Source organism: Pseudomonas sp. P5_A2_2 (assembly GCF_054177685.1).
Genome location: NZ_JBGCUL010000479.1, coordinates 1 through 3,454, shown reverse-complemented (window position 1 = coordinate 3,454; position 3,454 = coordinate 1). Strand labels below are relative to the sequence as shown.

5 protein-coding genes and 1 tRNA gene are annotated in these 3,454 nt (G+C 56.5%); all 6 read left to right on the top strand.

Annotation, left to right across the window (positions count from 1 at the left end; all coding sequences use genetic code 11):
- On the top strand, positions 1-522 hold a 522-nt coding region (gene ispE / locus ACXRVY_RS20755), incomplete at its 5' end, for a 4-(cytidine 5'-diphospho)-2-C-methyl-D-erythritol kinase (RefSeq protein ID WP_458238126.1).
- Between the two features lie 36 nt (positions 523-558).
- Positions 559-633 (top strand) — tRNA-Gln (locus tag ACXRVY_RS20750).
- A gap of 46 nt (positions 634-679) precedes the next feature.
- Positions 680-1,621: a ribose-phosphate pyrophosphokinase gene (locus ACXRVY_RS20745; RefSeq protein WP_003208392.1), complete on the top strand. Its 942-nt coding sequence runs from the start codon at positions 680-682 to the stop codon at positions 1,619-1,621.
- Between the two features lie 142 nt (positions 1,622-1,763).
- Positions 1,764-2,363 (top strand): 50S ribosomal protein L25/general stress protein Ctc, encoded by a 600-nt coding sequence (locus tag ACXRVY_RS20740; RefSeq protein ID WP_008046051.1) that lies wholly within the window; start codon positions 1,764-1,766, stop codon positions 2,361-2,363.
- A 169-nt stretch (positions 2,364-2,532) separates the two neighbouring features.
- Positions 2,533-3,117, top strand: coding sequence for an aminoacyl-tRNA hydrolase (gene pth, locus ACXRVY_RS20735; RefSeq protein ID WP_223461112.1), 585 nt, complete (start codon positions 2,533-2,535; stop codon positions 3,115-3,117).
- Positions 3,118-3,139: 22 nt separating this feature from the next.
- On the top strand, positions 3,140-3,454 hold a 315-nt coding region (locus tag ACXRVY_RS20730; protein WP_458238125.1), incomplete at its 3' end, for a GTPase.

Below are 3,454 nucleotides of genomic sequence, written 5' to 3'. Positions count from 1 at the left end.
ACTTTGCTCGGCCTCAATCACCTGTGGCAATTAGGCTGGGATGAAGATCGCCTGGCTGGCCTGGGGTTGACGCTGGGCGCCGACGTCCCGGTTTTCGTACGTGGCCACGCGGCTTTCGCCGAGGGCGTGGGGGAGAAACTGACCCCTGTCGACCCGGAAGAACCGTGGTATCTGGTGCTGGTGCCGCAAGTCTCTGTAAGTACGGCAGAAATTTTTTCAGATCCGTTGTTGACACGTAACACTCCTCCCATTAAAGTGCGCCCCGTTCCCAAGGGAAACAGTCGAAATGACTGCTTGCCGGTGGTAACAAGGCGTTATCCAGAGGTACGTAACGCTTTGAATTTGTTAGGTAAATTTACCGAAGCAAAACTCACCGGAACTGGAAGTTGTGTGTTTGGGGGCTTCCCAAGCAAAGCTGAAGCTGATAAAGTCTCGGCCCTTCTGACAGAGACCCTTACAGGTTTTGTAGCAAAAGGAAGCAACGTTTCGATGTTGCATCGCAAGCTGCGAAGTCTGCTCTAAAGGAACCGATTACCGGGTAATCGTTGCAACAGATACAGGGGCGTCGCCAAGCGGTAAGGCAGCAGGTTTTGATCCTGCCATGCGTTGGTTCGAATCCAGCCGCCCCTGCCATTTTCCTATACTCATCCAGGTTACCCTCAGCCTTCAGGTACTGCGCGTGTCCAAGATGATGGTCTTTACGGGGAACGCTAACCCCGATCTGGCTCGGCGTGTCGTACGTCAGCTGCATATCCCTCTCGGTGACATCTCTGTCGGTAAATTTTCCGACGGCGAAATTACAGCCGAGATCAATGAAAACGTCCGCGGTAAAGACGTCTTCATTATTCAGCCGACTTGCGCTCCGACCAACGATAACCTGATGGAACTGGTAGTGATGGCTGATGCCTTCCGCCGCTCCTCGGCTACTCGTATCACTGCTGTTATTCCTTACTTTGGTTATGCCCGTCAGGATCGCCGTCCGCGTTCCGCACGTGTGGCTATCAGCGCGAAAGTCGTGGCTGACATGCTTACCGTAGTCGGCATCGACCGTGTTCTCACGGTTGATCTGCATGCTGACCAAATCCAGGGTTTCTTCGATATTCCGGTAGATAACATCTACGGCTCCCCGGTTCTGGTGGATGACATCGAAGATCAGCGCTTCGAAAACCTGATGATCGTGTCCCCGGACATTGGCGGCGTCGTGCGTGCACGTGCCGTTGCCAAATCCCTGGGCGTGGATCTCGGGATCATCGACAAACGCCGTGAGAAAGCCAATCACTCTGAAGTGATGCATATCATCGGTGATGTCGAAGGGCGTACCTGTATTCTGGTCGATGACATGGTCGATACCGCCGGCACCCTGTGCCACGCGGCCAAGGCCCTGAAAGAGCATGGTGCTGCCAAGGTTTTCGCCTACTGCACACACCCTGTGCTGTCCGGTCGGGCGATCGAAAACATCGAAAATTCCATGCTGGACGAACTGGTGGTGACTAACACCATCCCGTTGTCCGCTGCTGCACAAGCCTGCTCGCGTATCCGTCAACTGGATATCGCGCCGGTAGTTGCCGAGGCGGTCCGCCGCATCAGCAATGAAGAATCGATCAGTGCGATGTTCCGCTAAGGGCCCTGCCCTTCTCGAAATGTCTCGTTGACGAAAAGCGCCCCGCCCTGGCATTCCTGTCGGGGCGGGGCTTWTTTGCCCATATCGCCTTTAGCGCTGGTCGCAAACGCTGGGGCGAATGTGGTTATTTTGGAGATACAACATGAACGATTTTACCCTGAATGCTGAAGTGCGTTCCGACCTGGGGAAAGGTGCGAGCCGCCGCCTGCGTCGTCTCGCAAGCCTGGTTCCAGCTGTAGTTTACGGTGGCGAAAAAGCCCCTGAATCCATCAGCATGCTGGCCAAAGAAGTTGCCAAACTGCTCGAAAACGAAGCGGCTTACAGCCACATCATCGAGCTGAACGTTGGTGGCACCAAGCAGAACGTCGTGATCAAAGCCCTGCAGCGTCACCCGGCCAAAGGCCACGTGATGCACGCTGACTTCGTACGCGTAGTAGCTGGCCAGAAACTGACCGCTATCGTTCCAGTGCACTTCATCAACGAAGAAGCACCGACCAAGAAAGGCGGCGAAATCTCGCACGTTGTTGCCGAGATCGAAGTTTCCTGCCTGCCGAAAGATCTGCCTGAGTTCATCGAAGTCGACCTGGCTAACGCTGAAATCGGTTCGATCATTCACCTGTCGGACCTCAAAGCGCCTAAAGGCGTTGAGTTCGTGGCCCTGGCACACGGCGATGACAAGGCTGTTGCCAACGTCCACGCTCCACGTGTTGCTCCAGAAGCTGCAGAAGGCGCTGCAGAGTAATTTTACTCTGTACGCCGGAGTGACCGGAAACATCGCGGACTAGAGCGTAGCGAGAAAGCGGGCGAGAACGCGGAGTTTACATCATGGTAAATGAGCTATTTTCGTCCACTTTCGCCGCTCTCCCTGATTGCGGCGATGTTATCCACCACTCCAATGAAGGGCCCCTATCGTGACTGCCATCAAACTGATCGTTGGCCTGGGAAATCCAGGCGCTGAATACGAACAGACCCGGCATAACGCAGGGGCCCTTTTTGTTGAGCGCATCGCGAACGCACAAGGCGTCAACCTTGTGGCGGACCGCAAGTATTTCGGCCTGACCGGGCGCTATTCGCATCAGGGTCAGGATGTTCGTCTGCTGATTCCCACCACGTACATGAACCGCAGCGGCCAAGCCGTGGCGGCACTCGCCGGTTTCTTCCGCATCACGCCTGAAGAAATCCTCGTGGCGCACGACGAACTCGACCTGCCACCCGGCGTTGCCAAGCTCAAGCAGGGCGGCGGCCATGGCGGTCACAACGGGTTGCGCGACATCATTGCGCAACTGGGCAATCAGAATACCTTTCATCGCTTGCGGCTTGGCATTGGCCACCCGGGCGTTGCCAGTATGGTTTCAAATTTCGTCCTGGGTCGTGCGCCACGCGCCGAACAGGAAAAACTCGATGCCAGCATCGACTTTGCCCTCGGCGTGCTGCCGGATATCCTCGCCGGGGAATGGAACCGCGCGATGAAAACCCTGCACAGCCAGAAGGCCTGACTTTTACCCGAGGGGAAACACCATGGGATTCAATTGCGGCATCGTCGGCCTGCCTAACGTCGGCAAGTCCACCCTGTTCAACGCCCTGACCAAGTCCGGGATCGCGGCCGAGAACTTCCCCTTCTGCACCATCGAGCCGAACAGCGGTATCGTGCCGATGCCGGATCCGCGCCTGGATGCCCTGGCTGCCATCGTCAATCCAAAGCGCATCCTGCCGACCACCATGGAATTCGTCGACATCGCGGGCCTGGTTGCCGGCGCGTCGAAAGGTGAAGGCCTGGGCAACAAGTTCTTGGCCAACATCCGTGAAACCGATGCCATCGCCCACGTAGTCCGC